This window comes from Streptomyces sp. NPDC024555 (assembly GCF_055559335.1).
On sequence record NZ_JBVHKV010000003.1, the window covers coordinates 514,397 to 539,339 of the forward strand.

Below are 24,943 nucleotides of genomic sequence, written 5' to 3' on the forward strand. Positions count from 1 at the left end.
GTGATCACTTTCGCGCACACGGCACGGACGCGTACGAGGGTCCGTGCCGTGGGAAGAAGGTCAGCTGCGCGCCGGCCGGTCCGGTCACCGCAGAGCGCTCCGGGCCTGCCAGTCGGCCCAGGAGACGTTCCACGCCCCGTAGCCGTTGCCCACCGCGACCGTGCCCTTGGCGTCCGCGCCGGTGATCTCGAAGGGGTCACCGACGCGGGCCCGCCGGAACAGTTCGGCGGCGTTCGCGTCGCTCATCCCGACGCAGCCCGAACTGTGGTTGGCCCGCCCGAAGTACGCCGCGTTCCACGGCGCCGCGTGCGCGTACATCCCCGACCAGGTCAGCCGCATCGAGTAGTCGACCATCTTGTCGTAGGCGTCGCCCAGGCCGACCGTCTCGGACCGCATGTTGATCGTGCCCTCCTTGGCCATCAGGACGGCCGTCCCCCGCCAGGACGCCCGGTCCCCGCCCGGGGTCCCGCCCGACACGGGCACGTCCATGACCGTGCGGCCGTCCCGCTTCAGCGCCAGCCGGTGCCGGTCCAGATCGACCCGGACCACCTGGCTCTCCCCGACGGTGAACCCCGTCGCGTAGTCGCGGACGAAGAAGCCGCCCGAGGGGCCCGAGTCCACCCCGTTCAGCCCGGCGGCCAGCGTGATCCGGGTGCCCGGCTTCCAGTACTCCTTGGGCCGCCAGTCCACCCGGTCCCGGCCGGAGTAGTCCTCCACCCAGCCCCAGGAACCCTCGGTGCCGTTCGAGGTGGTCACCTTGAGCGCCCGTTCGACGGCCGCCTTGTTCTTCACCGGGTGGTCGAAGACGACCGACAGCGGCTGGGCGATGCCCACCGTGGTGTTCTTGCCGGGCGCCAGCGTCAGCTTGTTGACCTTCTCCGCCGCCGCCGTGGTGAACCCGGCCGTGTCACCGCCGCCCGCGGTGTCCTTCGCCGTCACGCGGTACGTGGTGCCGGGCGCGGCCGGGCGGTCGGACGTCCAGGTCCTGCCGTCGGGGGAGATCCGGCCGGTGAGGGCCGCGCCGCCCTGCGCCTCGACCGTCACGGTGCGCAGCTTCCCGGCGGCCAGGGCGACCGTGACCGGGGTGCCGGCGCGGACCGCCGCGCCGTGTGGGCTCACCGTGATCCGGGCCTTCGCCGGAGCGGCGGATGAGGCGCCGCCCTTTCCGTCCGCCGCGCGGTCCGAGGCCGAGGCGCCGCCGGAACAGGCCGTGAGCGTGAGCCCGAGGACCGCCGTCCCGGCGATCAGGGCGATCCTCGGGGCCGGCGCGGTGCGGGCGGCGCGCCGGAAACGGGATATGGGAGAGGCGGGAATCAACGGAAAAACCTCCTGGGCCGTGCTGTGTCGTCGAATGAGAGGCATTCTCCGGAGCCTAGGTTCCGCGAATCTGCCGAAAAACGGGAATGCGGTGTGTGACGGAAAGCGCAGCGGAACGGTCATCGTCCCGTCACATCCGGCGCGCGGACCGGTCATGGACCGCTGTGAGCATCCTGTGCAGCCCCGCAGGACCGACCGCGGGGCCCACGAGGGAGGGCCACGGAGATGTCAGCGCTGCTCGCGACCGGAGACCGCAGCCGTGACCAGGAACTGCCGATCCACCCGCTGACGGCCGACCAGCACCGCGCGCACCTCGCCGGACGGCCGGACGCGAGCTTTCTGCAGTACCCGTCCTGGGCCGGGGTGAAGGAGCAGTGGAAAGCGGAAAGCGTCGGCTGGACCGGCGACCGCGGGGAATTGGCCGGCAGCGCCCTCATTCTCTACCGGCAATTCCCGGGCACCCGGAAATACTTCGCCTATATGCCGGAGGGGCCGGTCGCCGACTGGGCCGATCCGGGCCTGGACCGCTGGCTGCGCCCGCTCCTGGCCCATGTGCGCGCCGCGGGCGCCTTCGCCGTACGCATCGGACCGTCCCCGGCCTACCGCAGCTGGGACGCGCCCCGGCTCAAGGCCGGGACCGGGCCGGGCCGCAGCATCGGCGACGTCCTGGCCCACGCCGTCGACCCGCTCGGCGTGGCCGTCGCCGACCGGCTGCGGGCCCGGGGCTGGCGGCGCTGCGGCGGGGACGGCGACGACGCCGACGCCCAGCCCCGCCACGTCTTCCGCGTCCCGCTCGCCGGACGCACCACCGAGGACCTGTGGTCCGGCCTCAACCAGGAGTGGCGCCGCAACGTCCGCAAGGCAGGGAAGGCGGGCGTGCGCGTCGTCACCGGCGGCGCGGCCGAACTGCCCGAGTTCCACCGGCTGCTGCGGATCACCGAGGAGCGCGACGGCTTCCGGCTCGGCCGCTCCCTCGCCTACTACCAGCGCCAGTACGCGGTCCTCAACGCCGAGAGCCCCGGCCGGATGCGGCTCTGCCTCGCCGTCCACCGGGGCGAGATCCTGGCCGCCCACACCATGATCACCACCGGGGGCCGGGTCTGGTACCAGACCGGCGCCTCCGCCGACCACCGGCGCGAGGTCCGCCCCAGCAACGCCCTGCAGTGGCAGATGATCCAGGACGCCCACGCCCTGGGCGCCGAGGTGTACGACATGCGCGGGGTATCCTCCACCCTCGATCCCGATGACCGCCCCTTCGGACTGCTGCGCTGGAAGCTCGGCACCGGCGGGCAGGTCGTGGAGACCCTCGGAGAGTGGGAGACATCGGTGGGCGGAGCGGCGAACAACGCGCTGTACCGGGCGTTCCAGACGTATCTGGCGCACCGGTGACCGCGGACACGGCCGCGTCGGCGGCCACCGACGAGAAGACGGCACGGACGTCCGGCTCCGTGCTGCGCAGCGGCGCGGTGATGGCCGCCGGATCGGTCGTCTCGCGCGCGACCGGCTTCATACGCTCGGCGGTCGTCGTCGCCGCGCTCGGCACCGGACTGCGGGCCGACGGCTACTCGGTCGCCAACACCGTCCCCAACATCCTCTACATCCTGCTCATCGGCGGCGCCCTCAACGCCGTGTTCGTCCCCGAACTGGTCCGGGCCGCCAAGGAGCACGCCGACGGAGGCGCCGCCTACACCGACCGGCTGCTCACCCTGTGCACCGTCGGACTGCTCGCCCTCACCGGCCTCGCCGTCGCCGCCGCCCCGCTGATCATCTCGGTCTACGCACCCACCTACGACGGCGACCAGGCCGAGCTGACCGTCGCGCTGGCCCGCTACTGCCTGCCGCAGATCCTCTTCTACGGGCTCTTCACCCTGCTCGGCCAAGTCCTCAACGCCCGGAACAGGTTCGGGGCGATGATGTGGACCCCCGTCCTCAACAACCTCGTGATCATCGGGGTGTTCGGGATCTATCTGTGGACCGCGGCCGGTTCGGACGGCACGCTGACCGCCGCACAGACCCGGCTGCTCGGCTGGGGCACCACCGCCGGGATCGTCGTGCAGACCCTCGCCCTGGTCCCCGCGCTGCGCGCCGCCCGCTTCCGCTGGCGGCCCCGGTTCGACTGGCGCGGCAGCGGACTGACCCGGCCGCTGCGCGCGGCCGGCTGGCTCGTCATGCTCGTGCTGACCAACCAGGCCGCCTACTGGGTGGTGACCCGGCTCTCCACCGCCACCGGCCAGCACGCCGCCGACCAGGGCGTCCTGGGCGGCGCCGGCTACACCGCGTACAGCTACGCCTATCAGCTCTGGGTGGTGCCCCAGGGCATCGTGACCGTCAGCCTCGTCACCGCGCTGATGCCGAGGATGAGCAGGGCCGCGACCGAGGGAGACCTCGCCGGGGTGCGCCGGGACGTCTCCTACGCGCTGCGCACCTCCGCCGCCGTGGTCGTCCCGGCCGCCGCCGCCCTGCTGGCGCTCGCGCCGTGGGTGATGGGCTCCGTCTTCGGCTACGGGCGCACCGGACCGGCCGACATCACCGTGATGGCCGGGATGATGGCGGCGTTCGCCCCCGGACTCATCGCCTTCTCCGGGCAGTACGTGCTCTCGCGCGGCTTCTACGCGATGAGCGACACCCGGACCCCGTTCCTCCTCAACCTGGTCATCGCCGCCCTCAACGCCGGGCTCTCGGCCGCCGCGTATCTGCTGCTCCCGGCGCGCTGGGCGGTGACGGGCATGGCCGGGGCGTACTCCGTGGCGCTGTTCGCCGGCTTCGCCGCCACCGCGTACGTCCTGCACCGCAGGCTCTCCCCGGCCGGGCCCGGCCGCACCGCCCTGCTGCGCTCGCCGGGGGTGTGGGCCCACGCCCGGCTGGCCGTCGCCTGTGTGCCCGCCGGACTGCTGGCGTACGCGGCGGCCCGCGCCGTCGACACCGGCGGATCCGGGCTCGGCGACCTTGCCGCCGCCGGGGCCGGGACCGCCGTCCTCGTCCTCGTGGTGGCCGCGCTGGCCCGCCCGCTGCGGCTGACCGAGGTGGCCACCGCGCTCGGCGCCGTACGCGGCCGGCTGCGCCGCCGCTGACCCGCCTCCCCGCCCCGCCTCCCCGCCCTCCTCGCCCCCGGGATACCGACGCCATGCCCCGCGTACTGCTCATCGAAGACGACCCCTCCGTCCGGGAAGGGGTCGAACTCGGGCTGCGCCGCCGCGGTCACGAGATGCGCGGCGTCGGGACCGGTGAGGCGGGGCTCGCGGCGCTCAAGGAGTTCCGGCCCGATCTGGTCCTGCTCGACCTGATGCTGCCCGGCATGAACGGCGTGCAGGTCTGCCGGCTGATCCGGGAGACCAGCCAGCTGCCGATCATCATGCTCACCGCGCGCGGCGACGACTTCGACGTGGTCGTCGGCCTGGAGGCCGGGGCCGACGACTACATCGTCAAGCCCGCCCGCACCGAGGTCATCGAGGCCCGGATCCGGGCCGTGCTGCGACGGCTCGCCGAACCGGCCGGACGCGGCGGCACCGAGACGCACGGCGCGCTGACGGTCGACCGGGTCGGGCTCACCGTCGCCAAGGCGGGGGAGCGGCTGCTGCTGGCCCCCTCCGAACTGAAGCTGCTCCTCCATCTCTCGGCCTCGCCCGAGCAGGTCTTCAGCCGGCAGCAGCTCCTCGAATACGTCTGGGAGCACAGCTACCACGGGGACGCCCGGCTGGTGGACGCCTGTGTGCGCCGGCTGCGGCAGAAGGTGGAGGACGTGCCGGGCAGCCCCCGCTACATCCAGACCGTCCGCGGCTTCGGCTACCGCTTCGGCCCCGTCGGATGAGACGGCCCCGACTCGCGGCCCGGTTCGGTCTGCGCACCCGCCTCGTCGCCGCGTTCCTCTTCGTCGCGGCCGTCAGCGCCGCCGCCACCGCGGCCCTCACCTACCGCGAGGCGCGCTCTGCGATCCTCCAGCAGACGCAGGACACCGCCGTCGCCCAGTTCCGCGACCGGGTCGGGGCGCAGGGCATCACCCTGCCCCTGGACCCGACGAGCCTGCGGGAGATGTGCCTCGCCCTCGCCCGCCAGGGCAAATCGCACACCTGGACCGTCTTCGCCGAGTACGGGACGCTGCGGGCCTCCTCCTCGGACCGGCCGACCTCCGGCGTCATCACCCCGGAGCTGCGCGCGGCCACCCGGGCCAACGCCCACGGCTCCTTCCAGCGGGTCGTCTCCGGCGGCCGGCCCTGGCTCACCGTCGGCATGCCGACGGTCTTCGACCGGGGCGACGGCCGCCAGCCCACCGGTCTCGTCGTCTACGCCGTGATGCCGCTGTCCACCGAGGAGGCCAACATCGCCGCCATGGTGACCGCCGCCCGCGACGGGGCCGTGCCCGCCCTCCTCGTCGCGCTCGTCCCGGCGCTGCTGGCCGCCCGCAGTGTGCTGCGCCCGGTCCGCGAGCTGCGCCGGGCCGCCGCCGGAATCGGCCGGGGCGAGCTGGACACCCGGATCGCCGTCCGGGGCTCCGACGAACTGGCCGAACTGGCCTGGACGTTCAACGAGTCGTCCACCCAGCTCCAGCAGTCCGTGGAGGAGTTGCGCCGGGCCGAGGAGCGGGCCCGGCGCTTCGCCTCCGACGTCGCCCACGAACTGCGCACCCCGCTCGCCGGTATGCTCGCCGTGACCGAGGTCCTGGACGAGGACGCCGCGGCGCTGCACTCCGACACCGCGGCGGCCGTCCGGCTGATCAGCACCGAGACCGGAAAGCTCGCCACACTCGTCGAGGACCTGATGGAGATATCCCGCTTCGACGCCGGGGCGGCCGACCTGCACGGCGACGAGGTCGACCTCGCCGAGACCGTCCGCAAGACGCTCCAGGCCCGGCACTGGGAGGACCGCGTCCGCACCGAACTCCCCGACGGCATACGGGCGGTCCTCGACCCCCGCCGCTTCGACGTGATCGTTGCCAACCTCGTCGGCAACGCCCTGCGGCACGGCGCGGAACCCGTCACCGTACGCGTCCGCACCGAGCGGGACGACGACGGAGCCGCGCTCCTGGTGACGGAGGTCCAGGACACCGGCCCCGGCATCGACGCCGAGGTCCTGCCGCACATCTTCGACCGCTTCTACAAGGCCGACGCGGCCCGCACCCGTTCGGCGGGCAGCGGACTCGGCCTCGCGATCACCCGGGAGAACGTCCGGCTGCACGGCGGCACCGTCACCGCCGTGAACGCCCCGTCCGGCGGCGCCCTGTTCACCGTCACCCTGCCCCTGGGACGCCGATGAGGGCCGCCCCCGTCGCGCTCCTGTCCGCGCTGCTGCTCGTCACCGGCTGCGGCATCCGCGCCACCGACGTCGTCGAGGCGGGCGAACCGGCCGTCGTGGAGGTGGTGCCGCACGGCAATTCCGGCACCGTCCTCTACTTCGTCTCCTCGTCGTCCGCCGCCCGGCTGATGCCCGTCGTCCGGGAGGCGGCCTTCGGCGAGGGCACCATCTCGGACTCCGTGTCCGGCTGGTCGGAGCCCGGCGCGTACAAGGCCCTGACCCAGCTCTTCGCCGGACCCTCGCGCGGCGAACGGGACGCCGGGCTCCGCACCGAACTGCCCACGGGCCGGACCGTGGTGAAGATCGAGCTCAGTGCCGAGGGCGTGCAGGTCAGCGTCGACCGTCCGGTCACCGGTCTCTCCGAACCGGCCCGCCAGCAGCTCTTCTGCACCGCCGCCCAGGCCCGCACCGCCGACCGGGGCGAGGCGGTGCGGGTGACCGGCACGGACGGGGTGATCGGACCCGCGCACTGCGCGGTCTAGGACGTGTCCGGGAGCGTGTGCGCTCAGTCCGCGACCTCGTGGCGGGCCTGGGAGACGGTGTGCGCGCGTGCGGCCTCGCTCGCGGCGGACGCGTCACCGGCCCGCAGCGCGGCGATGATCGTGTCGTGCTCCGCGACGACGGCGCGCCAGTTCATCGGGTCGGCCGGCGCGACGAGCCGGTAGCGCCGGATCGTCATCAGGAGCTGGTCCGTCAGCTCGTCGAGGATGCGGTAGCCGGTCGCCGAGGCGAGGGCGCGGTGGAACGAGGTGTTCAGTCCGGGCAGCCGGTCCACGGCCCCCTCGTCCAGCGCCTCGCGCATCTCCTTCTGGACCGCTTCCAGCTCCGCGATCACGGTGTCGTCCGCCCGCTCGGCGACGAGGCCCGCGATCAGGCCCTCGATCGCCTCCCGGGCGAGGAACACCCCGCGCATCTCGGTGAGGTCCACCTCCGCGACGCTCACCCCGGCGTGGACCCGGGAGACCAGGAGGCCCTCGGACTCCAGGCGCTTGACCGCCTCGCGGACCGGGATCTTGCTCACGCCGTAGTCCCGCGCCAGCTCGTCCATGTTGACCTTGGCCCCCGGCCGCAGCTTGCCCTCCGCGATCGCCGCGCGCAGGCTCTCGTGGACGAGATCCGCCTTGCTCTTCACGGGGGGCAGCCGGCCCGCCCACGCCTTCTCGGTCATTCGTTCATCGTATGCGATATCTCCCGACGGGTGGGCGGGGCGGACGGACCGATGGGCGGGCGGTCCGTGCCGCCCGCCGTCAGAACCGGGCGACCGTATAGCGGTCGACGACCGCCTCGTCGATCTCGGCGCCCAGCCCCGGACCCCGCGGCACGGTCAGCGCCCCGTCCCGGAACTCCGGCGGATCGACGAGGATCCGCTCGCGGATCGGATTCGGCAGCCGGTTGTACTCGTAGGTGCGCAGATTCGGGGTGGCCGCGCAGAGCTGCAGGGCCGCGCAGAGGCTGACCCCCGAACCGACGCCGTGCGGGGCGATGTCGACGTGGAACGCCGAGGCGAGGGCCGCCAGCCGGGTGGCCTCGGTGAGACCGCCGCACCGCGCGACGTTCGGCATGAAGACGTCCACGGCCCGGTGGAGCAGGGAGTCCCGCAGATCGAAACGGGTGAAGTGGGTCTCGCCGTTGACGACGGTGAGGCCGGTACGGCGGCGCAGTTCGCCGAGGTTGGCCAGATCGTCGACCTGGAGGGGCTCCTCGTACCAGGAGATGCCCAGCTCGCGCAGGACGCCCCCGACACGGGTCGCCTCGTCCAGGTCGTACGCGCAGTTGACGTCGGTGAGGATCTCCACGTCGTCGCCGACGGCCTCGCGGACGGCCGTCAGATGGGCGCGGTCGGTGCGCTCCCCGCGGCCGATCTTGACCTTGAGGGCCCGGAAGCCGTCCTCGGTGAAACCCAGGGCCTGGCGGGCCGAGTCGGCGGGGTCGGCGTGCAGGGCGACGGGGCTCGCGTAGCAGTCGATCCGCTCGCGGAGCGGGCCGCCGAGGAGCCGGTGCACCGGGAGTCCGGCGGCCTTGCCGCGCAGGTCCCACAGCGCCAGGTCGATCCCGGCCAGGGCCTCCAGGTAGAAGCCCCGGTTGTGGCCGCCCGCCGCCTGCCCCCGGTACAGGCGCTCCCACACCGCGGTGGTGGCCAGCGCGTCCTGACCGGTCAGCAGCGGGGCCAGCACGGTGGCGACGACGGTCGCGGTGACCTCGGGGGAGGGCAGGCCGTAGCACTCGCCGATGCCCACCGAACCGTCCTCGGCGTGGACCTTGACCAGGGTCGCGTACTGGCCCCGGCGCGGCAGGACGCGATGACTGGCGGCCGGGTGGCGCAGCCAGTCCGGCACGTCCTCGGGCGAGTCGTAGAGGTCGTCGAACGAGGCGGACAGGGCCAGGGCCTCGACCTTGGTGATGCGCAGGGCGTGCGGGGACATGCGGGGGTTCTCCAGTCGGTCGTGCGGCCGGGCGGGGGTCCGCCCGGCGGTGGGGTCGGAAGGCGGTCAGTCGTGGGCGGTCTCGCGCCCGGCGAAGACCGCGACGAGGGTGAGGGCACAGGCGGCGAGGACGTAGAGGGCGACGGGTACGACGGAGCCGGTGGCCGACTGCAGCGCCGTACCGATGAACGGTGCCGTGCCGCCGAAGATCGCCCCGCCGATCTCGCGGCCCGTGCTGACGCCGCTGAAGCGCACCTTCGCGTCGAACTGCTCGGCGACCAGGGCCGCCTGGGGGCCGAACACCATGTCCTTGCAGAGCGGCATCGCGATCACGAAGGCCAGGAAGACCAGCGGTGTGCTGCGCGTCTCCAGGAGGGCGAAGAAGGGGAAGACGAACACGGCGGTGGCGGCGAGTCCGAGGGTGACCGTCCGGCGCCGGCCGATCCTGTCGGAGACGTGCCCCCACAGGGGGATCGCGCCGATCTCCAGGGTGGCGGCGAGCGCGATCGCCCAGAGCAGCGTGGACCTGGGGATGTCCAGCTCGTTGGTGGCGTACGCGAGGGCGAAGGCCTGGATCAGATAGCCCCACACGAATCCGGAGACGGTGATGCCCATGGTGCGCACCACCGCGCCGGGCTGGGTGCGCAGGGTGTGCACGAGGGGGAAGCGGACCGTCCCGCCCCGCTCCTCGACCTCGGAGAAGACGGGCGTCTCCTCGATGCTCCGGCGCGCCCAGACCCCGAAGAGCACCAGGCCGAAGCTGAGCAGGAAGGGGATGCGCCAGCCCCAGGCCAGGAAGGCGTCCTCCGGCAGCAGCGAGATCAGGCCGAAGACGGCGCTGGCCAGGACGAATCCGGCGCCCGTGCCCATGGCCGGGATGGCGCCGTACAGCCCGCGCCGTCCGGGCGGCGCGTTCTCCACGGTGAGGAGGGTGGCGCCGGCGAACTCGCCGCCGACCGCGATGCCCTGGGCGATCCGCAGCACGATCAGCAGGACCGGGGCCCAGACGCCGATCGCCGCGTGGGTGGGCAGGGCGCCGACCAGTGCGGTCGCGAGGCCCATGGCGAGCATGGTGATCAACAGGACCCGCTTGCGTCCGACGCGGTCGCCGAGGTGACCGAAGACGATGCCGCCGATCGGCCGGGCGGCGAAGCCCACGGCGAAGGTGGCGAAGGAGGCCAGCGTCGCACCGGTCGAGGACGAGCCGAAGAAGAGCGGGCCGAACACCAGGGCCGAGGCGAGGCCGTAGAGGTTGAAGTCGTACCACTCCATCACCGTGCCGACGGTGCTGGCGACCATCGTGCGCCGCTGCTGTGCGGGCAGGCCGTCCCGGCTCGTCGCCGGGCTCTGGGGGACTGAGGACGTGCGCATGGGGACGTACACCACCTGGGGAGGAATCCGCGCGCCGCGGAGGGGGATGCGATGTGATGAAGGTATTCCGTATACGAAATAACGTCCAGGGGGTGCGGCGGAACTTTTCTCCCGGCCGCTCCGGGGGAGGGCCAGGGCGCGGTCGTACGCTCAGCCGCCGCACGGCGGCCCGAACGGCAGGGCGGGCGGGGCGGTCACCTCGGTGGGGCGGGCGAGCACCGCGCCGTCCAGCGGGCCCGGCCGCTCCAGCCGGTGCCGGGCCGTCGTCACGCACATCAGCCCGCCGCCGAAGGCGACGCTGGTCGGGCGGTCCGCCGGTACGGCCACCGCGCACCGGCGGGTTCCGTCGGGCCCCAGGCACAGGACGCGGCCACCGCCCCACAGCGCGACCCAGAGGTTCTGTCCGTCGTCGACCGTCATGCCGTCGGGACGGCCCTCCCCGGGGGCGAGACGGGCGAACGGTTCGGGCGCGCCGAGCCCGCCCGTCGCCGGGTCCACCGGGTAGCGCGTGATGGTGCCCCGGGCGCTGTCCGCGAGGTACATCAGCCGTCCGTCCGCCGTGAAGGCCGGGCCGTTGGGCACCGTGAGGCCGTCGAGCACCTCGTGGACCGTGCCGTCCGGGTCGGTGCGGTGGAGGGCCCCGGCGCCGTCGGCGGCGTCGACCGCCATGCTGCCCGCCCAGAACCGTCCGGAGGGGTCGCAGGCGCCGTCGTTCATCCGCAGGACCCGTCCGGCCCGGGGCGCGGGCCGGGCCAGCCACTCGACCGCGCCCCGCGCGTCCAGGCGCGCGATGCCGTCCCCCACCGCCGCGATCCACTCCCCGGCGCGCCCGCCCGCCAGGGGCGCGACCGCGCCGAGCGGCATGCCGAGCCGCAGCAGCGGCGCGGGAGTCCCCTCGCTCGCCCCGGGCACCCGGAACAGATCGCCCCGCAGCAGGTCCACGTAGTGCAGGGCGCCGCCCGTCCAGCGTGCGCCCTCGCCCAGCTGGTGGCGTGCCGGTGTCAGGGCACGCCAGGCCGGGGCTGCCGCCGCCGGGGTCACCGGATCGCGCTTCCGGGGGCGGCCCGCAGCAGATGCAGCTCGTCGCGGGTGGGCAGCCCCTCCCAGTCGCCCGCGCAGGCCACGGCGAACGCGCCCGTCGTCACCGCGCGGTCGAGCCGGCCCGCGACCGGCTCGCCGTCCAGGAACGCCGACAGATACCCGGCCACGAAGGCGTCACCGGCTCCGACCGTGTCCCGGACCGGCACGGGGACGGCTGGACGTGCCGTACGCCCCGACGCGTCGTAGACCTCGGCGCCGTGGGCGCCGCGCTTGACCACGACCTCGCGCACTCCCAGCTCCAGGAGCGCCTGCGCCTGCCGTTCCTCGGACCGGGCGTCGGCGGGTGCGGCCAGGGCGAGTTCGTCGTCGGACGCGACGAGGACGTCCACGTACGGCATCAGGGGGCGCAGTGCGGCGGCCGCCTCCTCGCGGGACCACAGCTTCGCGCGGTGGTTGACGTCGAGGCAGACGGTCGTCCCGCCGGGCGCCGTCGAGGCCGCCTCGCGGACGGCCCGGAGGGGTCCGGGGCCGAGCGCGGCCGTGATGCCGGTGGTGTGCAGGACGCGTGCGCCGTCGGCCAGGGCCCGTTCCAGATGCCCGGGACCCAGGCGCGAACCGGCCGAGCCCGCCCGGTAGTACGAGACGCGGGTCAGGTCCGCGACGCGCGGCTCGAAGACCACGAGGCCGGTCGGCCCCTCGGCCCGCGCCGCGAACGCGACGTCGACGCTCTCCGCGCGCAGGGTGCGCAGCACCAGGGCCCCGAACTCGTCGGCGCCCGTGCAGCCGACCCACCGCACCCGGTGCCCGAGCCGGGCCAGGCCGATCGCGACGTTGGCCTCGGCGCCCGCGACCGACATCCGCAGCGCTCCGCCGGTTCTGACCGGCCGGTCCGCGCGGAGCGCGACCATGGCCTCGCCGAAGGTGAGGACGTCCGTCATGAGGCCACCCCCGCCAGCGCTCGGAACGCGGCGGCGCGTTCGGTGAGCCCGGCCGGATCGCCGTCGGCGGCCCGGCCGACGAGCGGTCCGCCCACCCCGACCGCGAGCGCGCCCGCGGCCAGATGGGCGCGGGCCGCCTCGGCGTCGACCCCGCCCACAGGGACGAACGGGACGTCGGGGAACGGGGAGCGCAGGGCCTTCAGCAGCTCAACCCCGCCGTGGCCCGCCGGGAAGAGCTTCACCGCCGTGGCGCCCTCGCGCAGCGCGGCGACGACCTCCGTGGGGGTGAGGGCCCCGGCCAGGACCGGCAGACCGAGCGCGCGAGAGGCCGCCACGGCCTCGGTCACCGCGGGTGTGACGGTGTACGCCGCGCCGGCCTCGGCCGCCCGCCGGGCGTCGTCGGCGGTCAGCACCGTTCCCGCGCCGAGCAGCGCGTCCGGGCCCAGAGCGGCCCGCGCCCCGGCTATCACGCGCAGGGCGTCGGTGCCGCTGAGCGAGACCTCGACGAGGTCGATCCCGGAGCGGACGAGCGTGAGGACCGTGTCGAGCGCCGCCTCGGGATCGCGGCCGCGCACGATGGCGACGAGCCGTCGTGAAGCGAGAGCACTGATGAGCTGGTCGGGTTGCACCGGGCGCCTCCGGACTCATTGAAGGAATTTCGTAGATCGTATACGGTATGTGGACAGCGTGGAATCCTTTCCTCCGGTGACCGTCACCGGAGGCCTGGTTGTGAGGTGCGGAACGATGGCGCGTACGGCCCTGATCACCGGAGCGGCGGGCGGCATCGGCCGCGCCGTGGCGGCGCGCTTCGTCGCCGACGGCTACCGCGTCGTCGGGGTCGACCGGGACGACCCCGCGCTCCCGGGCGTCGCGTTCCACCGCGCGGACGTCACCGACGCCGCCGGGGTGGCGGACGCGGTCGAAGCGGCCGCGGCCCCGGGAGGCGCGGTCGACGTGCTCGTCACCTGTGCCGGCGTCACCGGGGGCGCACCCCTGCACCGCACCACCGAGCAGGAATGGGACGCCGTGCTGCGGGCGAACCTCGGCTCGGTGTTCCTCTGCGTCCGCGCGGTGCTGCCCGGCATGATCGCGGCGGGCTCCGGCGCGGTCGTCACGGTGGGATCGGTCCTCCACCGCACGGCGGCACCGGGGCTGCCCGCCTATGCCGCCGCCAAGGGCGCCGTCGCCGCACTCGGCCGCCAACTGGCCGTGGACTACGGCCAGTACGGAATCTCGTTCGTCACCGTCTCACCCGGCTGGGTGCGCACCCCCGCCACCGAGTCCCGCCTCGACGGCGAGCGGGACCTCGACCGGCTCCGCCAGAGCAACCCGCTCGGCCTCCTCGGCTCGCCCGAACACGTCGCCGGGACCGTCGCCTACGCCGCGTCCCCCGACGCGGCCCTGCTCAACGGGTCCGAACTCGTGCTGGACGCGGGCGCGTCCGCCGTCAGCCCCGCCAGCCTGCTGCGTGACGCGCACCGCGAGCGGATGGGTCTGCCGCCGCTCTGAGGCACCCCGGCGCACGGCGGGCGTGAGAGCATCCGTGGATGAGCGACGACCCGGAAACGCCCGCAGTGAGCGCCCTGGCGATCAACGTCACGATCCCCGAGGAGCTCCGCTGGACGGACACCCGGCGCGGAGAGGAGTTCACGCTGAGCACGCTGAACGTCCGGCTCCTCCCTGACGGGCGCCTCGCCGCCAAGGCGTACGGCCGCCCGGTCGCCGGCGGACGCGGTGCCTATGTCTCCTTCGCGGTGCCCGACCGGCCCGAACTGGCCGCACTGGTCGCCGCCGCGGCCGGCCGGGCCGGGGAGTTGTGGGCCGCCCACCGCGGCCTGGGCTGACGGGCGCGGATCAGCCCGTCGCCCGGTGGGAGTTGCGGGGCGTCGGCGCGGGCGCCTGCGCCGCGCGGGTCACATCGGCGACCAGCTCGACCACGTCGGGGCCGTACGCCTGGGAGTTGGCCACCTTCAGCAGCAGGCAGAAGGAATTGTTGCCGTGCTTGCGGGCCAGCCGCTCGTAGTTGCGGGTCAGATAACGGGTGGCCGCCTGGTTGGTGATGGCCTGCTGGCCGCAGAACAGGAAGACCGGACGGGCCTCCTGACCAGCCGTCAGCCGGGCCAGGAGGACGTACTCGGCGACGCCCTTCTCGACCCGGTAGCGCTCCGAACCGATCTGGAAGGCGTTGCGGTCCGGGCCCGGCTCCGGGTCGGTATTGATCCGGATACCGGGCAGCAGGGAGTGCAGATGGGCGGCCATCCGGCGGTTGGAGACCGGGCCGCCGACACAGAACTCGGTGCGGTCGCCGAAGCCCTGCTGGGCGATGTCGTGGGACAGGATCTGCGCGTGCGCCGAGCAGTCCTTGATCAGGGCGGAGAGCTCCAGCAGCGCGAAGACGTCGTGCCGGTGGACGGCCCCGTCGCCGCCCGCGTCGCGATTGACGACGAGCAGGCACTCCGAGTTCCCCGGCAGGCCGAAGAAGGCCTGCTTGCGCCGGAGCTTGCGGCGCCAGAGGTAGGTGCGCGCGAGCCAGCCGAGGGCGGCGCTGATGCCGGCGGCTATCACGCCCAGCACGATGTTGCGTACGTCGTCAGTCATGGGCGGGCATGTTAGCGGGCATTCGGCCTCAGGTTCGAGGCGGTCCTGACGCGGCGGCCGGGGCGGCGTTACCCTGCGCGGACAATCCCTCACTGGAGGTGCGCATGAGGCGCAACGTCGCACGGAACGTGTCGTTAACGGCTGTTCTGGCCGCCATGGTGACGGTCGGGGCGGCGGCCCCGTCCTCCTCCGCGCCACCGGCCTCGCCACCGCCCAAGACGCCCGTGGCGGTGGGTTACGGAGGAGCGGTCTCCAGCGTCGACGCGGACGCCACGGCCGCGGGGATCGAGGTGCTGCGCCAGGGGGGCAACGCGGTGGACGCCGCCGTCGCCACCGCCGCGGCCCTCGGCGTCACCGAGCCGTACTCGGCCGGACTGGGCGGCGGTGGCTACTTCGTCCACTACGACGCCCGCACCCACCGGGTCGAGACGATCGACGGCCGCGAGACCGCGCCGCGCAGCGCCGACTCCTCGCTCTTCCTGGAGAACGGAAAGCCCATCGGCTTCGACGAGGCCGTCACCAGCGGACTCGGCGTCGGCACCCCCGGCACCCCCGCCACCTGGGACGCCGCACTCGACGCCTGGGGCAGCAGATCACTGCGCCAGGTCCTGAAGCCGGCGGAGCGGCTGGCCCGGGACGGGTTCGTCGTCGACGCCACCTTCCGCTCCCAGACCGAGGGGAACCAGGCCCGGTTCGCCGACTTCCCCGCCACCCGCAAGCTCTTCCTGCCCGGCGGCCGGCTCCCGGAGATCGGCTCCGTCCTCAAGAACCCCGATCTCGCGCGTACGTACGAAGAGGTCGGCCGCGAAGGCGTGGAGACGCTGTACCGGGGCCGGCTCGCCGAGGACATCGTGCGGACCGTGCGCACCCCTCCGGTCGACCCGGCCGCGGACCGGGTGGTCCGCCCCGGCGACCTCACCACCCGTGATCTGCGCGCCTACCGGGCCCTGCGGCAGGCGCCGACCCGTGTGGAGTACCGGGGACTCGACGTCTACGGCATGGCGCCGTCCTCCTCCGGCGGCACCACGGTCGGCGAGGCGCTCAACATCCTGGAGTCCACGGATCTGTCGAGGGCGAGCGAGGAGCGGTATCTGCACCGCTACATCGAGGCCAGCCGGATCGCCTTCGCCGACCGCGGACGCTGGGTCGGCGACCCGGCCTTCGAGGACGTGCCGACACGGGGCCTGCTCGGCCAGCGGTTCGCCGACGGGCGGGCCTGCCTGATCAAGGACGACGCGGTGCTGACCAGCCCGCTCGCCCCGGGCGACCCCCGCCACCCCGCCGCCGGCTGCGCCACGGGCGGGACCGCCGCCCCGACGACGTACGAGGGCGAGAACACCACCCACCTCACGGCCGCCGACAAGTGGGGCAACGTCGTCGCCTACACCCTCACCATCGAGCAGACCGGCGGCAGCGGCATCACCGTGCCCGGCCGCGGATTCCTGCTCAACAACGAGCTGACGGACTTCTCGTTCGCCCCGGCGAATCCGGCCGTCCACGACCCGAACCTGCCGGGCCCCGGAAAGCGCCCGCGCTCGTCGATCTCGCCCACGATCGTCCTCAAGGACGGCAGGCCGGTCCTCGCCCTCGGCTCGCCCGGCGGCGCCACGATCATCACGACCGTGCTCCAGACGCTGATCGGCGCGGTCGACCGGGGGCTTCCCCTGGTCGACGCCATCGCGGCCCCGCGCGCCAGCCAGCGCAACGCCGCCGCCACGGAACTGGAACCGGCGCTCTGGAACAGCCCGGTCCGCGCCCGGCTGGAGGCGCTGGGCCATGTCTTCAAGGCCAATCCGGAGATCGGCGCGGCCACCGGTGTGCAGCGACTGCCGGACGGCCGCTGGCTGGCCGCCGCCGAGAAGGTCCGCAGGGGAGGCGGCTCGGCGATGGTGGTGAGGCCGTCACGACAGAGGTGACGTTTCGTCAGTAACCGTACGGGTGGGGGCGGCCGGTCGCGCACAGCGCGGCGGGCCGCCCCCGCCGCCTCGACGGGGGCATGCGGGGGGCGTCCGGCTGATTTTTCCCGGCAACGGAAGAGACTCCTCACAGAAGGGCACCCTCGGTGCGCATCCGAACGCTCGCCCTCACCACGGTCTCCGGCGCCGCCCTGCTCGCGGCCGGCTCCCTCACCCCCACCGCCCACGGCCGGGCCCTGCCCCGGCCCGAGGCGCCCGCCCCGGTCCGCCGGGCGGGCCCCGGAGCCTTCGCGCTCACCCCCGCCGCCTACGCCCGTCCGGCGTCCGCGCCCCGGCGCGCCACGCGTTCCGTCCCGGCCCGCGCCACCGTCCGGCCGGCTCCGGTGAAAGCCGCCGAACTGCTGGCGAGGACCGCCTCCTGCCACCGGATCTCGCAGGGCCTGTACCGCACGGACGCGGGCGCCCCGCCCACCGTCCCGGTGTGCGGCGCGAAGGGTGCCGTGCACTGGAAGGCCGACCTGGACATCGACTGCGACGGCCGGACGACCGCGGCGTGCAACACCCGCACCGATCCCGCCTTCCAGGACGACACCGCGTTCCACACCTCCGACGGCCGCCCGCTGGACGCGCGCGAACTGCCGTACGTCGTGGTGCCGGGCCGCAGCGCCCGGTGGGACCCCGCCCGGGACGGGATCCGCGGCGGCGGTGTCGTCGCGCTGGTGCACGAGGACCGGGTGGCGTACGCCGTCGTCGGAGACACCGGCCCGTCCGGCCTCATCGGCGAGGCCTCCTACGCCGCGGCCGGGGAACTGGGCATCGACCCGGACCCGAAGGGCGGCGGCGCCCCCGGCGGCGTCACGTACATCCTCTTCCGGGACTCGGCCGTGGAGCCGATCGAGAGCAGGGACGCGGCCCGGAGCGCGGGGGACGCCCTGGCCCGGGAGTTCCTGCGGAACAACTGACCGCGCATCCCCGGCCCCTGTCACCGGGACGTACGGTCGGCCGGGGCGGGCGGCCCCGGACCGGCCGCCCGCTCACAGCGCGGTGAGGATCCGGGGGCCGTCGTCGGTGATCGCCACGGTGTGCTCGGCGTGCGCGGCCCGGCTGCCGTCGGTGGTCCGCAGGGTCCAGCCGTCGCGGTCGGCGTGGAAGACGTCCCCGCCGCCCCCGATCAGCATCGGCTCGATGGCCAGCACCATGCCGTGCCGCAGCACCATGCCGCGCCCCGGCCGGCCCTCGTTGGGGACGGCCGGGTCCTCGTGCATGGCCCGGCCCACGCCGTGGCCGCCGAAGCCCTCCGGGATGCCGTAACCGGCCCGGCGGCAGACGGTGCCGATGGCGTGCGCGATGTCCCCGATCCGGTTGCCGACGACGGCCGCCGCGATGCCCGCGTCCAGGGCCTCGTAGGCGGTGTCGACCAGCCGGGTGTCCTCGGGGCGGGCCCGCCCGACGGTGAAGCTGATCGCGGAGTCCCCGGCCCAGCCGTCCAGGGTCGCCCCCGCGTCGATGCTCACCAGGTCGCCGTCGCGCAGCGGCTCGTCGGTGGGGATGCCGTGCACGATCGCGTCGTTCACGGAGGCGCAGATCACGGCGGGGAAGGGGGTCGGCGCGAAGTGCGGCCGGTAGTTCAGGAAGGGCGATCCGGCCCCGGCCTCGCGGAGCACCGCGCGGGCCACCTCGTCGAGTTCGCGCGGAGTGACGCCGACCGCCGCCGCCTCGCGGGCGGCTGTCAGCATCCGCGCCACGACCCGTCCGGTCGCGCGCATGGCTTCGATGGATGTATCTGTCTTGAGTTGCACCATGCCAATTACTATACCGGTCTGGGCGGTATTAGAATGACGGCATGGTTCGAACGCCCCTCACCCCCGAAGAGCGCCTGCGCGGCGAACGGCTCGGCCGACTGCTCCGCGAGGCGCGCGGCCGCCGCAGCATGGCCGACATCGCGGCGAGCGCCGGGATCTCCGCCGAGACCCTGCGCAAGATCGAGACCGGCCGCGCCCCCACGCCCGCCTTCTTCACCGTCGCCGCGCTCGCCGGGGCGCTCGGCCTCTCCATGGACGAGATCCTCACGCGCTGCGCCCCGGAACCGGAGGCCGTCCCGCTCGCCGGCTAGGTCCTGTCGTCACACTGCCGTCGTCGCCCGAAGGGGGGCAGGCGGCAGTGTGACGACAGGGCCTAGAGGTGGCGTCCGTCCGCATCCCCGGGCCCGGCATGATCCGAAAGTGACATCCACTGCGTCCTACGAGGGGGGCCGGGCCGGGCTCGCCGTCCCCCTCGGATGCGTAGGGTTGACGTATGAGCCTTCAGGACTTCGCCCGCAGCGAGTACATCAGCCTCACCACGTACCGGAAGGACGGCACCCCGGTCGCCACCCCGGTGTGGTGCGCGGTCGCCGGGGGCGAACTGGTCGTCTGGACCCGGTCCGACTCGTACAAGGTCAAGCGGCTCCGCAGGGACGGCCGGGTGCGCGTCACCGTCTGCGATGTGCGCGGGCGCGTCCAGGAGGGCGCCCCGGCGGCCGACGGCACCGGCCGTCTGCTCGACGAGAAGGAGACCACCGCCGTCCGCAAGGCCATCGGCCGCAAGTACACCTGGAAGTACTGGCTGATCGACTATCCCGCGCTGATCGTCCGCCTCGGCAAGCGCCCCCACGCCGGGATCGCCATCACCTTCTGAGCGGGCGCACGCCCGGGGCGTGCGGCGGGGGCGGCGCGCACCGTCCGCTCCCGGGCCGTAAAGCGCGTGTAGTCGTCCCGTAACACGGCTGCGGTCGAATGCCTGCGGACTGGAGGGTTCCAGCCGAAGGCGGCCGAGGGCGACGATGACGGTGCATCAGCAGACGGTGTCCATGGGGGAGTTCGCACGCCATCTCCGGGAGGTGCTGGCGCCGCTCGATTCCGCCCGGGGGTGGTACGGCGTCTTCTGCCGGCGCGACCCCGAGGGCATGCGGGCCTGCCTCGACGGGGTCGAGATCCCGCCCTGGGACGTGCTGGAATCACTGCTCGCCGATCTGGCGGCCGTCCGCGGCGCCGCGTTCGCGCAGCACGCCTCGGTGCGGACGGCGGAGCTGTACGTCTCCGCCGCGGCCGCCCACGACCGCCGCCCCGGGGGACGCCGCCAGCTCATCGAACGCCTGGAGTCGATGCTCCGCGCCCGCACCGAGGCGGCCCGCCGCGTCGACACCGCCCAGCGCGACCCGGACGGCGCCGACGCGCTCGCCTGGGCCCGCGACGACCACCACCGCGCCTCGGCCCGCTGCGCGGAACTCCGCCGCAGACTGGAGGCCGTGACGGCCTCGCCGGACGGGAGCGGCGCCGAGCCGGCCCCGGCGCACACCTCGCCGGAGGAGGTGACGGACACCCCGGCGGCGGCCCCCGCGCGCCGCAGGCCGCGCGGCGCGCGGTTCGCCGGGCTGGAGGACGCCGACGACGGACCCGTCGCGGCCCCGCCCGTCCTGCCCGTTCCGCCCCCGGCGGCCACCGCGCCCCGGGGCGCCAGGTTCGGCGGGGCGGCGCGCGGGGCGGACGGGGAGCGGGACGGCACGCGCCCCGCACCCGCGGACCCGGCCGCGCTGCGCTCCGCGCTGACCACGGTCACCACCCTGGTCCGGCTCCGTGCCGAGGGGCGCAGCGGCGAGGCGCACGGCGTGCTCTGCGAAGCGGCCGGGGGCCCCGCGGCCGAGCTGCCGCTGCTCGCCGAAGCCCTCCACCGCGCGGGGCTCGGCGCCGACTGGCCCACCCTCCTGTGGGAGGTCTCCTCGCTGCCCCCGGCGGGATTCGCCGCAGCCGCCGACGCGCTCGCCGGAGCGGGCCGCACGGCGGACTGCGGACAACTGCTCCGCCAGGGCGTGGCCCGCCCCGCCGCCGAGATCGCCGACGCCGCGCTCGCGCTCGGCCGGGCCGGACGGGGCCGCCAGATGGGGGCGCTGCTCGGTGCCTTCGTCCGCGTACGGACACCGCAGGACGCGGCCGGGATCGCCCGGCGCGACCCGCACCGCCTCGTCGCCCCGCTGCTCGCCGCCGCCAGGGCGGTCTCGGACGCGCACGGCCGGGACGTGGAGCACGCGCTGCGGGTCGCGGGCATCGGCTAGGCCCTGTCCGGCGGCTTCTCGTGGATCGGCCTGCGGCCTTCGGCACACCGCCCCCGTGTCACCCGACCGGCCCCGCTACGACGGTGCCCCGGGGCACCGTTCCCTAGCGTGCGAGAGGCAGCGCAGGGGGCTTTCGAAGGAGCCGGACCATGGGCAGTGAGGCGATCCGTGACGAGCTGGACCAGCGGTGTGCCGACGTCGAGCGGCAGGTCGTCGCCTGGCGTCACCATCTCCACCGGAATCCGGAGCTGTCGAACCGGGAGGCGGCCACCGCGAAGCTGATCGCGGACCATCTGACCTCGCTGGACCTGGACGAGGTCCGTACGGGGATCTCGGGCCACGGCGTCGTGGGGGTGCTCCGGGGCGGCAGGCCGGGGGACCGGGTGGTCGCCCTGCGGGCGGACATCGACGCGCTGCCGGTGAAGGAGGACAGCGGGGAGCCGTTCGCCTCGACGGTCGTGGACGAGGACTATCCGGGCGGGCCGTTCCCCGTGGCGCACGCCTGCGGCCACGACGGGCACACCGCGATGCTCCTGGGCGCCGCCACCGTGCTGGCCGGGATGCGCGAACACCTCCCCGGCACCGTGCTCCTGGTCTTCCAGCCCGCCGAGGAGGGCGCACCGGGCGACGAGAAGTCCGGCGCGCGGCAGATGCTCGCGGAGGGGGCGTGCGACGACCCCGAGCCGACGATGGCCTTCGGCATGCACCTGGCACCGCTGCCGAACAAGTACCTCGGCTACCGGGTCGGCAACCAGTTCGGCGCCTCCTGCCTGGTCCGGATCCACCTCACCGGGGAGCAGGTGCACGGCTCCACGCCGTGGATGGGCGTGGACCCCGTGCCCGCGGCCGGTGCCATCCAGGTCGGCATCGGGCAGCTGTACCGGCAGCTGCCCGCGTACGACCCGATCACCGTCTCCATCGGGCACATCGAGGACGTCGGCCGGTTCAACATCGTGCCCGGGTCGGTCACGCTGTGGGGCACGATCCGCTGCGCGGTCGAGGCCGACATGGGCGACGTCCAGAAGCGGCTGACCACCCTCGCGGAGCGGACGGCCGCCGCGTACCACTGCACGGCCGAGGTGGAGTACCGGCAGGACGTCCCGGCCGTCCACAACACGCGGGAGTGGATCGACGCCGTCCTGCCGGTCGCCAAGCGGGTCCTGGGCGACGAGGCGGTCTGCGAGACCCCGCCGACGCTCGGCTACGACGACGTCTCCGAGTTCGTCAACCGGTACGGCGGGGTGTACGTGCTGCTCGGCGCGCAGGACGCCCGGCAGGCCGAGGACGGCTCGCTGGAGCCGATTCCCGGCGGCCGGGGGCTGATCCCCAACCACAACCCGCGCTTCTACGTCGACGACGACGCGCTCCTCGCCGGCGTCCGGCTCCACTGCCACGTCGCCTACGGCCACCTCGACGGGGAGATCGCCCCCGCCTGAGACGGAACGGCGCACCGGCCGCCGCGCACCGGGGTCCGGGGCCCCGGCGCGCTCATCGGCCGCACGGGTGCGAAACCCGCCCGGTTCGGCCGGTTCGCCGTGGTGGTCTTGCCCCGCTGTGTGCCGGGGCCTACGTTCTCCCGTACGCCCGCGTCTACGGGCGTAGAAACGCGAAGAGGCTCTCTGACGCCGTGCCGAAGGAGCAGCTCATGTCCCACGTCGTACGCGCCGCCCTCGTCCAGGCGACCTGGACCGGCGACACCGAATCCATGATCGCCAAGCACGAGGAGCACGCCCGCGAGGCCGCCCGGCAGGGGGCGCGGATCATCGGCTTCCAGGAAGTGTTCAACGCCCCGTACTTCTGCCAGGTCCAGGATCCCGAGCACTACCGCTGGGCCGAGTCCGTGCCCGACGGCCCGACGGTGACGCGGATGCGCGAACTGGCCCGGGAGACCGGCATGGTGATCGTCGTCCCGGTCTTCGAGGTCGAGCAGTCGGGCTTCTACTACAACACCGCCGCCGTCATCGACGCCGACGGCACCTACCTCGGCAAGTACCGCAAGCACCACATCCCGCAGCTCAAGGGCTTCTGGGAGAAGTACTACTTCAAGCCCGGCAACGCCGGCTGGCCGGTCTTCGACACCGCCGTCGGCAAGGTCGGCGTCTACATCTGCTACGACCGCCACTTCCCCGAGGGCTGGCGTCAACTGGGACTCAACGGAGCCCAGTTGGTCTACAACCCGTCGGCGACCTCGCGGGGCCTGTCCAGCTACCTCTGGAAGCTGGAACAGCCGGCCTCCGCCGTCGCCAACGCCTACTTCATCGCCGCCATCAACCGCGTCGGCCGGGAGGAGTACGGCGACGACGACTTCTACGGGACCAGCTACTTCGTCGATCCGCGCGGCCAGTTCGTCGGTGACACCGCCAGCGACACGGACGAGGAACTCCTGGTCCGCGACCTCGACTTCGGGTTGATCGAGGAGGTCCGCCGGCAGTGGGCCTTCTACCGGGACCGCCGGCCCGACGCGTACGACGGGCTGGTGGCGCCGTGAGCGGACTACACCACCGCCATCTGGCCGTCGCCCCCGACTGGCTGGCGCTCTACTACCGCCGTCCGCTGGAGATCACCCGCGGCGAGGGACGGTACGTCTGGGACGCCGACGGCCGGCGCTACCTCGACTTCTTCGGCGGCATCCTCACCACGATGACCGCCCACGCCCTGCCCGAGGTCACCAAGGCCGTCACCGAACAGGCCAGGCGGATCATCCACTCCTCCACCCTCTACCTCAACCGGCCGATGGTGGAACTCGCCGAACGGGTCGCCGCCCTCTCCGGCATCCCCGACGCCCGGGTCTTCTTCACCACCTCCGGCACCGAGGCCAACGACACGGCCCTGCTCCTGGCCACCACCTACCGGGGGTCGAACCAGATCCTCGCGATGCGCAACAGCTACCACGGCCGGTCCTTCTCGGCGGTCTCCGTCACCGGGAACGCGGCCTGGTCGCCCACCGCCCTCTCCCCGCTCCAGACGCTGTACGTGCACGGCGGCGTCCGCACCCGGGGGCCGTACGCGCACCTGGGCGACGCGGAGTTCATCGCCGCCTGCGTCGCGGACCTGGAGGACCTGATCGGCCACACCAGGGCGCCCGCCGCGCTGATCGCCGAACCCGTCCAGGGCGTCGGCGGCTTCACCTCCCCGCCCGACGGCCTCTACGCGGCCTTCCGCGAGGTCCTGGACCGGCACGGCATCCTGTGGATCTCCGACGAGGTGCAGACCGGCTGGGGGCGCACCGGCGAGCACTTCTGGGGCTGGCAGGCGCACGGCCGGAACGGGCCGCCGGAGATCCTCACCTTCGCCAAGGGCATCGGCAACGGGATGTCCATCGGCGGTGTCGTGGCGCGGGCCGACGTCATGAACTGCCTGGACGCCAACTCCATCTCCACGTTCGGCGGTTCACCGGTCACCATGGCCGCGGGCCTCGCCAACCTCGGCTACCTCCTCGACCACGACCTCCAGGGCAACGCCCGGCGCGTGGGCGGTCTGCTCATCGAGCGGCTGCGGGCGGTCGCGGCCGGTTCGGCGTACGTGCGCGAGGTACGCGGGCGGGGGCTGATGATCGGGATCGAACTCGTCCGCCCCGGCACCGACGAGGCCGATCCCGAGGCCGCCTCCGCCGTGCTGGAGGCGGCCCGGGAGGGCGGGCTGCTCATCGGCAAGGGCGGCGGCCACCACACCAGCGTGCTGCGCATCGCCCCGCCGCTCTCGCTCTCCGTCCCGGAGGCCGAGGAGGGCGCGTCGGTCCTCGCCGACGCGCTGGCCTCGCTGGGCTGAGCCGGGGGTGGGGGGGGGGGGGGGGGGGCGCCCCCCCCGGGGGGGGGGCCGGGGGGGGGGGGGGGGGGGGGGGGGGGGGGGGGGGGGGCGGGGGGGCCAGGACCGGCGGAAGAACCCCCGGCGGCGGTGGGCGACCGGCCGTGCGAGCGAGTTGGCGAGCCGTCCCACCATGTCGTCGCTCGTCACGTCCCG

The 24,943-nt window shown here is 74.1% G+C and carries 24 protein-coding genes and 1 pseudogene; 15 read left to right on the plus strand and 10 right to left on the minus strand.

The window, feature by feature from the left end; translation table 11 throughout:
* Positions 1–84: 84 nt before the first annotated feature.
* The gene (locus ACZ4FH_RS07605; RefSeq protein ID WP_467303038.1) at positions 85–1,317 is read right to left on the minus strand and encodes a L,D-transpeptidase; all 1,233 of its coding nucleotides are present in this window, start codon (positions 1,315–1,317) and stop codon (positions 85–87) included.
* A gap of 225 nt (positions 1,318–1,542) precedes the next feature.
* On the opposite strand from ACZ4FH_RS07605, the gene ACZ4FH_RS07610 reads away from it, so the two are divergent.
* From ACZ4FH_RS07610 to ACZ4FH_RS07630, 5 genes are read left to right on the plus strand one after another with little or no spacing between them, the layout of a single operon-like run.
* A complete protein-coding gene (locus ACZ4FH_RS07610; RefSeq protein ID WP_467303040.1) occupies positions 1,543–2,706 on the plus strand; it encodes a lipid II:glycine glycyltransferase FemX in 1,164 nt (387 codons plus the stop codon).
* The gene (murJ, locus tag ACZ4FH_RS07615; protein ID WP_467303041.1) at positions 2,703–4,388 is read left to right on the plus strand and encodes a murein biosynthesis integral membrane protein MurJ; all 1,686 of its coding nucleotides are present in this window, start codon (positions 2,703–2,705) and stop codon (positions 4,386–4,388) included. Before ACZ4FH_RS07610 ends, murJ begins: the two co-directional genes overlap by 4 nt.
* A 53-nt stretch (positions 4,389–4,441) precedes the next feature.
* Entirely contained in the window at positions 4,442–5,125 is a 684-nt protein-coding gene (locus ACZ4FH_RS07620) for a response regulator (RefSeq protein ID WP_467303042.1), read from the plus strand.
* Complete coding sequence (locus ACZ4FH_RS07625) at positions 5,122–6,567, plus strand: sensor histidine kinase (RefSeq protein WP_467303044.1); 1,446 nt, start codon at positions 5,122–5,124, stop codon at positions 6,565–6,567. Before ACZ4FH_RS07620 ends, ACZ4FH_RS07625 begins: the two co-directional genes overlap by 4 nt.
* A complete protein-coding gene (locus ACZ4FH_RS07630) occupies positions 6,564–7,088 on the plus strand; it encodes a hypothetical protein (protein WP_467303045.1) in 525 nt (174 codons plus the stop codon). The genes ACZ4FH_RS07625 and ACZ4FH_RS07630 overlap by 4 nt, the downstream gene beginning before the upstream one ends.
* 23 nt (positions 7,089–7,111) lie before the next feature.
* On the opposite strand, the gene ACZ4FH_RS07635 is transcribed toward ACZ4FH_RS07630, so the two are convergent.
* The 6 genes from ACZ4FH_RS07635 to ACZ4FH_RS07660 form a co-directional block, all read right to left on the minus strand.
* Positions 7,112–7,774: a GntR family transcriptional regulator gene (locus tag ACZ4FH_RS07635; RefSeq protein WP_467303047.1), complete on the minus strand. Its 663-nt coding sequence runs from the start codon at positions 7,772–7,774 to the stop codon at positions 7,112–7,114.
* Between the two features lie 79 nt (positions 7,775–7,853).
* Positions 7,854–9,029: a mandelate racemase/muconate lactonizing enzyme family protein gene (locus tag ACZ4FH_RS07640; RefSeq protein ID WP_467303049.1), complete on the minus strand. Its 1,176-nt coding sequence runs from the start codon at positions 9,027–9,029 to the stop codon at positions 7,854–7,856.
* A 66-nt stretch (positions 9,030–9,095) separates the two neighbouring features.
* Complete coding sequence (locus ACZ4FH_RS07645; RefSeq protein WP_467303051.1) at positions 9,096–10,400, minus strand: MFS transporter; 1,305 nt, start codon at positions 10,398–10,400, stop codon at positions 9,096–9,098.
* A 150-nt stretch (positions 10,401–10,550) separates the two neighbouring features.
* Positions 10,551–11,441: an SMP-30/gluconolactonase/LRE family protein gene (locus ACZ4FH_RS07650; protein WP_467303052.1), complete on the minus strand. Its 891-nt coding sequence runs from the start codon at positions 11,439–11,441 to the stop codon at positions 10,551–10,553.
* Entirely contained in the window at positions 11,438–12,379 is a 942-nt protein-coding gene (locus ACZ4FH_RS07655; RefSeq protein ID WP_467303053.1) for a sugar kinase, read from the minus strand. Before ACZ4FH_RS07655 ends, ACZ4FH_RS07650 begins: the two co-directional genes overlap by 4 nt.
* Complete coding sequence (locus ACZ4FH_RS07660; protein WP_467303054.1) at positions 12,376–13,008, minus strand: bifunctional 4-hydroxy-2-oxoglutarate aldolase/2-dehydro-3-deoxy-phosphogluconate aldolase; 633 nt, start codon at positions 13,006–13,008, stop codon at positions 12,376–12,378. The genes ACZ4FH_RS07655 and ACZ4FH_RS07660 overlap by 4 nt, the downstream gene beginning before the upstream one ends.
* A gap of 115 nt (positions 13,009–13,123) precedes the next feature.
* On the opposite strand from ACZ4FH_RS07660, the gene ACZ4FH_RS07665 reads away from it, so the two are divergent.
* A complete protein-coding gene (locus ACZ4FH_RS07665) occupies positions 13,124–13,888 on the plus strand; it encodes an SDR family NAD(P)-dependent oxidoreductase (RefSeq protein ID WP_467303056.1) in 765 nt (254 codons plus the stop codon).
* A 38-nt stretch (positions 13,889–13,926) separates the two neighbouring features.
* Entirely contained in the window at positions 13,927–14,223 is a 297-nt protein-coding gene (locus ACZ4FH_RS07670) for a hypothetical protein (RefSeq protein ID WP_467303057.1), read from the plus strand.
* 10 nt (positions 14,224–14,233) lie between these two features.
* Here the strand turns inward: ACZ4FH_RS07670 and ACZ4FH_RS07675 are convergent, their stop codons facing one another.
* Positions 14,234–14,977, minus strand: coding sequence for a hypothetical protein (locus ACZ4FH_RS07675; protein ID WP_467303058.1), 744 nt, complete (start codon positions 14,975–14,977; stop codon positions 14,234–14,236).
* A 104-nt stretch (positions 14,978–15,081) separates the two neighbouring features.
* Between ACZ4FH_RS07675 and ggt the strand changes: the two genes are divergently transcribed.
* Together ggt and ACZ4FH_RS07685 are read left to right on the plus strand one after the other, a co-directional pair.
* On the plus strand, positions 15,082–16,893 hold the full coding sequence (ggt, locus tag ACZ4FH_RS07680) for a gamma-glutamyltransferase (RefSeq protein WP_467303059.1): 1,812 nt from the start codon (positions 15,082–15,084) through the stop codon (positions 16,891–16,893).
* Positions 16,894–17,045: 152 nt separating this feature from the next.
* A complete protein-coding gene (locus ACZ4FH_RS07685) occupies positions 17,046–17,855 on the plus strand; it encodes a glycoside hydrolase family 75 protein (RefSeq protein ID WP_467303088.1) in 810 nt (269 codons plus the stop codon).
* Between the two features lie 72 nt (positions 17,856–17,927).
* Here the strand turns inward: ACZ4FH_RS07685 and map are convergent, their stop codons facing one another.
* Positions 17,928–18,695 (minus strand): type I methionyl aminopeptidase, encoded by a 768-nt coding sequence (gene map / locus ACZ4FH_RS07690; protein ID WP_467303060.1) that lies wholly within the window; start codon positions 18,693–18,695, stop codon positions 17,928–17,930.
* A gap of 41 nt (positions 18,696–18,736) precedes the next feature.
* Here map and ACZ4FH_RS07695 point away from each other — a divergent pair, with 41 nt between their 5' ends.
* The 6 genes from ACZ4FH_RS07695 (at position 18,737) to ACZ4FH_RS07720 (ending at position 24,751) form a co-directional block, all read left to right on the plus strand.
* Entirely contained in the window at positions 18,737–19,006 is a 270-nt protein-coding gene (locus ACZ4FH_RS07695) for a helix-turn-helix domain-containing protein (protein ID WP_467303061.1), read from the plus strand.
* 182 nt (positions 19,007–19,188) lie between these two features.
* Positions 19,189–19,569, plus strand: coding sequence for a PPOX class F420-dependent oxidoreductase (locus tag ACZ4FH_RS07700; protein ID WP_383639041.1), 381 nt, complete (start codon positions 19,189–19,191; stop codon positions 19,567–19,569).
* Positions 19,570–19,714: 145 nt separating this feature from the next.
* Complete coding sequence (locus tag ACZ4FH_RS07705; protein ID WP_467303063.1) at positions 19,715–20,983, plus strand: hypothetical protein; 1,269 nt, start codon at positions 19,715–19,717, stop codon at positions 20,981–20,983.
* Between the two features lie 149 nt (positions 20,984–21,132).
* On the plus strand, positions 21,133–22,419 hold the full coding sequence (locus tag ACZ4FH_RS07710; RefSeq protein WP_467303064.1) for a M20 metallopeptidase family protein: 1,287 nt from the start codon (positions 21,133–21,135) through the stop codon (positions 22,417–22,419).
* A 209-nt stretch (positions 22,420–22,628) separates the two neighbouring features.
* Positions 22,629–23,471: a nitrilase-related carbon-nitrogen hydrolase gene (locus ACZ4FH_RS07715; protein ID WP_467303066.1), complete on the plus strand. Its 843-nt coding sequence runs from the start codon at positions 22,629–22,631 to the stop codon at positions 23,469–23,471.
* The gene (locus ACZ4FH_RS07720) at positions 23,468–24,751 is read left to right on the plus strand and encodes an aspartate aminotransferase family protein (RefSeq protein WP_467303068.1); all 1,284 of its coding nucleotides are present in this window, start codon (positions 23,468–23,470) and stop codon (positions 24,749–24,751) included. The genes ACZ4FH_RS07715 and ACZ4FH_RS07720 overlap by 4 nt, the downstream gene beginning before the upstream one ends.
* A 99-nt stretch (positions 24,752–24,850) precedes the next feature.
* Here ACZ4FH_RS07720 and ACZ4FH_RS07725 read toward each other — a convergent pair.
* Positions 24,851–24,943 (minus strand): annotated as a pseudogene (locus tag ACZ4FH_RS07725) (toxin); the annotation flags it as partial.

Excerpts from the sequence above, each read along its gene's own strand:
- ACZ4FH_RS07610 (WP_467303040.1), top strand. The coding sequence starts at position 1,543 with ATGTCAGCGCTGCTCGCGACCGGAGACCGCAGCCGTGACCAGGAACTG.
- ACZ4FH_RS07620 (WP_467303042.1), top strand. The coding sequence starts at position 4,442 with ATGCCCCGCGTACTGCTCATCGAAGACGACCCCTCCGTCCGGGAAGGG.
- ACZ4FH_RS07625 (WP_467303044.1), top strand. The coding sequence starts at position 5,122 with ATGAGACGGCCCCGACTCGCGGCCCGGTTCGGTCTGCGCACCCGCCTC.
- ACZ4FH_RS07630 (WP_467303045.1), top strand. The coding sequence starts at position 6,564 with ATGAGGGCCGCCCCCGTCGCGCTCCTGTCCGCGCTGCTGCTCGTCACC.
- ACZ4FH_RS07635 (WP_467303047.1), bottom strand. The coding sequence starts at position 7,774 with ATGACCGAGAAGGCGTGGGCGGGCCGGCTGCCCCCCGTGAAGAGCAAG.
- ACZ4FH_RS07640 (WP_467303049.1), bottom strand. The coding sequence starts at position 9,029 with ATGTCCCCGCACGCCCTGCGCATCACCAAGGTCGAGGCCCTGGCCCTG.
- ACZ4FH_RS07645 (WP_467303051.1), bottom strand. The coding sequence starts at position 10,400 with ATGCGCACGTCCTCAGTCCCCCAGAGCCCGGCGACGAGCCGGGACGGC.
- ACZ4FH_RS07655 (WP_467303053.1), bottom strand. The coding sequence starts at position 12,379 with ATGACGGACGTCCTCACCTTCGGCGAGGCCATGGTCGCGCTCCGCGCG.
- ACZ4FH_RS07665 (WP_467303056.1), top strand. The coding sequence starts at position 13,124 with ATGGCGCGTACGGCCCTGATCACCGGAGCGGCGGGCGGCATCGGCCGC.
- ACZ4FH_RS07670 (WP_467303057.1), top strand. The coding sequence starts at position 13,927 with ATGAGCGACGACCCGGAAACGCCCGCAGTGAGCGCCCTGGCGATCAAC.
- ACZ4FH_RS07675 (WP_467303058.1), bottom strand. The coding sequence starts at position 14,977 with ATGACTGACGACGTACGCAACATCGTGCTGGGCGTGATAGCCGCCGGC.
- ggt (WP_467303059.1), top strand. The coding sequence starts at position 15,082 with ATGAGGCGCAACGTCGCACGGAACGTGTCGTTAACGGCTGTTCTGGCC.
- map (WP_467303060.1), bottom strand. The coding sequence starts at position 18,695 with ATGGTGCAACTCAAGACAGATACATCCATCGAAGCCATGCGCGCGACC.
- ACZ4FH_RS07695 (WP_467303061.1), top strand. The coding sequence starts at position 18,737 with ATGGTTCGAACGCCCCTCACCCCCGAAGAGCGCCTGCGCGGCGAACGG.
- ACZ4FH_RS07700 (WP_383639041.1), top strand. The coding sequence starts at position 19,189 with ATGAGCCTTCAGGACTTCGCCCGCAGCGAGTACATCAGCCTCACCACG.
- ACZ4FH_RS07705 (WP_467303063.1), top strand. The coding sequence starts at position 19,715 with ATGACGGTGCATCAGCAGACGGTGTCCATGGGGGAGTTCGCACGCCAT.
- ACZ4FH_RS07710 (WP_467303064.1), top strand. The coding sequence starts at position 21,133 with ATGGGCAGTGAGGCGATCCGTGACGAGCTGGACCAGCGGTGTGCCGAC.
- ACZ4FH_RS07715 (WP_467303066.1), top strand. The coding sequence starts at position 22,629 with ATGTCCCACGTCGTACGCGCCGCCCTCGTCCAGGCGACCTGGACCGGC.